4 protein-coding genes are annotated in these 4,261 nt (G+C 64.0%); 2 read left to right on the top strand and 2 right to left on the bottom strand.

Annotated elements, in window-relative coordinates; all coding sequences use genetic code 11:
* The first annotated feature begins 193 nt into the window (after positions 1 to 193).
* Both BP858_RS09760 and BP858_RS09755 read left to right on the top strand, forming a co-directional pair.
* Complete coding sequence (locus BP858_RS09760; protein ID WP_062263118.1) at positions 194 to 865, top strand: MTAP family purine nucleoside phosphorylase; 672 nt, start codon at positions 194 to 196, stop codon at positions 863 to 865.
* Positions 862 to 2,166 (top strand): amidohydrolase, encoded by a 1,305-nt coding sequence (locus BP858_RS09755; RefSeq protein ID WP_074175320.1) that lies wholly within the window; start codon positions 862 to 864, stop codon positions 2,164 to 2,166. The genes BP858_RS09760 and BP858_RS09755 overlap by 4 nt, the downstream gene beginning before the upstream one ends.
* Positions 2,167 to 2,182: 16 nt before the next feature.
* Here the strand turns inward: BP858_RS09755 and BP858_RS09750 are convergent, their stop codons facing one another.
* Both BP858_RS09750 and BP858_RS09745 read right to left on the bottom strand, forming a co-directional pair.
* Positions 2,183 to 3,478, bottom strand: coding sequence for a protease inhibitor I42 family protein (locus BP858_RS09750; RefSeq protein WP_074175319.1), 1,296 nt, complete (start codon positions 3,476 to 3,478; stop codon positions 2,183 to 2,185).
* 126 nt (positions 3,479 to 3,604) lie between these two features.
* Positions 3,605 to 4,261, bottom strand: a 657-nt coding sequence (locus BP858_RS09745) for an AMP-binding enzyme (protein WP_286879393.1), incomplete at its 5' end; no start/stop codon positions are given.

Genomic DNA, 4,261 nt, shown 5'->3' with positions numbered 1-4,261 from the left:
CGGATAGCGTCCTCGCCGACGATCTGAAACCTGCCCATGACCGTTCCGGTTGTCGCCGGAGAGGTATATCTCTATGGGACCGGCCCAACAGATGGGATTTTCTGGCTGGACGTCTACCTTGTAGCAGGATGTCACACGGACGAGCGTATGCCGCTATATTGAATTCTCTGCACCGTCGGGCGGGGTGCTGCTAGTGCTCGGGATCATCGGGGGCACAAGCCTCCTCTTCGCCGACCTGCCGCCGCTTGCAAAGACGACCGTCGCGACGCCGTTCGGGAAGGCTGAGGTCCACGCGGGAGCCTTCGCGCTCCTCCTGCGCCACCAGCACAACCTCCCCCCGCACCGCATCAACTACCGGGCATGCCTCGCCGCGCTCGCCATACTCGGGGTGGATACGATCGTCGCGTTCGGCTCAGCCGGCTCCCTGAAGCCCGAGATCCCGCCGGGCTCGATCGTCATCCCAAACGACTACCTCAGCGTCACCGACATCCCATCAGTCCACGAATGCACCATCGACCATATCAGGCCCGAACTTGACGCAGACCTGGTCCGCACCCTCGGGGAACTGGTGCCTGAGGCCCGGATGGGCGGGGTCTACGCCCAGACCAGGGGGCCGCGGATCGAGACGGTCGCCGAGGTCAAGGCACTTGCGCGGGCCGCCGACGTCGTCGGCATGACGGTCGCAAGCGAGGCGACGCTCGCCCGGGAACTCGGGATGCGGTTCGCCGCCATCTGCACCGTGGACAACTACGCAAACGGTCTCGGGGAGGAGACCCTGACCTACGAGCACATCCTTGAGACCTCCCGGGCAAACTGCCGGAGGACCGAGAAGATACTGACAACGATTGTGGAGCGACTGGCATGAACGACATCTTTACTGCCCGGGGATCGGTGTTGATCGCCGGGGTCACCGTCAATGGATCAACCGTGGATATCGCGATCGATGAGGAGGGCATGATCGCAGGCATAGGGAAGGATGCCCGGAAAACCATCGACGCCGACATCATCATCGACGGCTCGGACCGGGTCGCCATCCCGGGCCTGGTCAACACCCACACCCACGCCGCGATGACCCTGCTCCGGGGGTATGCCGACGACATGCCGCTCGCAGAGTGGCTTTCCGAGAAGATCTGGCCGCTTGAGGCCCATCTCTCCGGCGACGATGTCTATTGGGGGACGAAACTAGCGTGCCTTGAGATGATCAAAAGCGGCACCGTCGCGTTCAACGACATGTACTTCTTCATGGAGCGGGCGGCGGACGCCGTCGACGAGATGGGCCTCCGGGCGACCCTCGCCTACGGGTTCATCGACCTCGGGATGGAGGAGAAGCGGGAGGCCGAGATCAAGGCGACAGAAGCCCTTGTCGCCCACGTGAAAGCGCGGAAAAACCCCCGCATCCAGGCAGCCGTCGGCCCCCACTCGGTCTACACGGTCTCCCCCGAAGGCCTCTCCTGGTGCGCTAACTTCGCGGAGGAGCAGGAGATCGGGATCCACATCCATCTCTCCGAGACCGAGAAAGAGGTCACCGACTGCGTCGCAGAGTTCGGCAAACGCCCAGCGGTCCACCTCGACGAGTGCGGGTGCCTCACCCCCCGGACGGTCGCGGCGCACTGCTGCTGGCTCGACGAGGCAGAGTGCCGGCTCCTCGGCAAGCGGGGCGTCCACGCCTCCCACAACCCGGCAAGCAACATGAAACTCGCCGTCAACCGGGCCATGCCCTACCACTGGCTGAAAACTTCCGGGGCGAACGTCTGCCTCGGGACCGACGGCTGCGCCTCAAACAACAGCCTCGACCTTATGGAGGAGATGAAGTTCGCCGCCCTCCTGCAGAAGTTCGCCTGGAACTCCCAGACCCTGCTCCCCGCGGGCGAGGCGGTCGCGATGGCGACGAGCGCGGGCGCCCGGGCGCTCGGGACCGGTCCCGGGACCCTGACTGCGGGCGCGCCTGCCGATATCGTCCTCCTCGACGCCAGGGCGGTCTGCAACACCCCCCTCCACAACTCCGACTCAAACACCGTCTACGCCTGCAACGGCGGCGCGGTCATGACCGTCCTCTGCCAGGGCAGGGTCCTGATGCACGAGCGGACGGTGCCGGGCGAGGAGGAGATCGTCCGGGGAGCCGCTGCGGCGGCGCAGGCGCTGGTCGGGCGGGCCCGGGAAGCCTGAACTCCCTCTTTTTCTCCTACACCGTTTCGTTCACGGCCGTTATAGTGAGATCAAACCGCTCTTCAGTCCCGGTCAGGTTCTCCCAGGGCCGCCGGTAGACGGCCGAGAACGTAAACACCCCGGACGTTTCAGGCACGAGCGTCCAGGTGTGGGTCCCGCCGGTACCGAGCATCCCCTCTGTGGTCGCGTTCTGCACGTAGCGGTCTTTAGTGATGGTGAGTCCCGGCGATACCGTGGCATTCCAGGAGTAGCCGGTGGTCGGGTTCTCGGCAAGGTTGACGACAACCTCGCTCTTCACCGGGACGGTGACGTTCTGGCCGTTCTGCTCCATGCCGAAGGTATACTGAGTTGCGTTCCCGGCGGTGAAGAGGTAGATATCCCAGTCTCCCGACCGGTTATCCATCCAGACGACCCGGCTGCCGGAGACCCGCGGGAGGAACTGGAGTGCGTCATCATCGGTGACCTGCAGGGTCTTCCCGGCGGCAAGGTCGAGCAGGTAGATGTCATCGGCATCCTGGCCCGTAGCATTCTGCCAGACGACCAGGTCCCCCGCGATGTCAGGGTAGACAGCCATTCCCGGCGGCCTGCCCCAAACCCGCTCCTCCTCGCCGGTGGTGAGGTTATGGACGACGAGCGATGCCGACCCGTCCCGGATCTCAGACCAGACGACCCGGTCGCCGGAGACCGCCGGGAAGCCCTGCAGTGCGGTGTCGTTCGCGAGCGCTACCGGCTCTGCAGCATCCCGGACGGCAAAGACGGTGTAGTTCCCGCCGCTCTCGTCCGCCCAGACGATCGTCCCGCCGGAAACGTCAGGAGAGACGATCAGGGGATTCCCCTGCACCGGGCCGGAGGAGACCCGCACCACTGCCCGGGTCGTCAGGTTCATGGCGTAGATGCCGCCCGCAACCCCGGCCCGGTTGTCGAGCCAGACGACCGTATCGCCATCGATCGCCGGCACGACCTGGCCGCCGGGGGCGTCCGTGATCCGGGTCTCATTCCCGGTCGCCGTATCATACAGCCAGATATCCGGGGCCCCCGACCGGTTATCCTGCCAGACGATACGGTTCCCTGAGATGTCCGGCCAGAGCGCGACGGCCGTCCCGTTGGTGATCCGGGTCTCCGTAGCCCCCACAATATCATAGAGGTAGATATCAGCGCCGCCGTCCCGCCCGTCGACCCATACGATCCGGTCGCCACCGATGGCGGGGGCGATCTGGTCACTCCGGTCAGTCGTCACCTGCACCGGCGCCCCGCTCACGCCCACCGTGAGCGTGAGGATGAGGATGCATACAAGAAGGAACACGTGTTTCATTCTTCTTCCCCGGGGGGGAAGAAGAGTCCAATAGTATAAAAATAGATTTATCAAAATACTCCCATACCAATCCCCACCACCGGGACCGGTCGTGGCGCAGACCCACGCTTCCCAGACCAAAAAAGGTTACGCGGTCTCGATCTTTGACTCGGTCTCGAGGCCGAGTTCCTCGATGGCCATCTCGCGCATCTTGAACTTCATGATCTTACCTGAGACCGTCATCGGGAACTCATCGACGAACTTCACGTACCGCGGGATCTTGAAATGCGCAATCTGGCCGCGGCAGAACTCCTTCACCGCCGCTTCGGTCAGTTCTGCTCCATTCTCGGTCTTGATCCAGGCCATCAGTTCCTCGCCGTACTTCTTGTCAGGCACGCCGATGACGTAGGCGTCAGCGATCTTTGGGTGGTTGTGGAGGAACTCCTCGATCTCACGCGGGTAGATGTTCTCACCGCCGCGGATCACCATATCTTTCAGGCGCCCGACGATCTTGACGTAATCCTCCTCGTCCATCACCCCGAGGTCACCGGTATGGTTCCAGCCGTTCTCGTCGATCGTCGCCCGGGTGGCGTTCGGGTTGTTGTAGTAGCACCGCATCACGCAGTAGCCGCGGGCGCAGATCTCGCCAGTCTCACCGCGGGGGACGATCCGCTTCGTGTTCGGGTCGACGATCTTGATCTCGGTGTGGGGGAACGGCCTCCCGACGGTGGAGACACGCAGCTCCAGCGGATCGTCGATTGTCGTCATAGTGACGCCGGGAGAGGTCTCCGTCTGCCCGTAGAC

Origin of the sequence: Methanoculleus sp. UBA413, from assembly GCF_002502935.1 — an archaeon.
In the GTDB taxonomy this organism is placed as follows: Archaea; Halobacteriota; Methanomicrobia; order Methanomicrobiales; family Methanoculleaceae; genus Methanoculleus; species Methanoculleus bourgensis.
The sequence above is the reverse complement of the archived record's forward strand: the minus strand, read 5'-3'. Positions and strand labels throughout refer to the sequence as shown.

Coding starts and splice junctions, on each gene's coding strand:
- BP858_RS09755 (WP_074175320.1), top strand. CDS start 862: ATGAACGACATCTTTACTGCCCGGGGATCGGTGTTGATCGCCGGGGTC.
- BP858_RS09750 (WP_074175319.1), bottom strand. CDS start 3,478: ATGAAACACGTGTTCCTTCTTGTATGCATCCTCATCCTCACGCTCACG.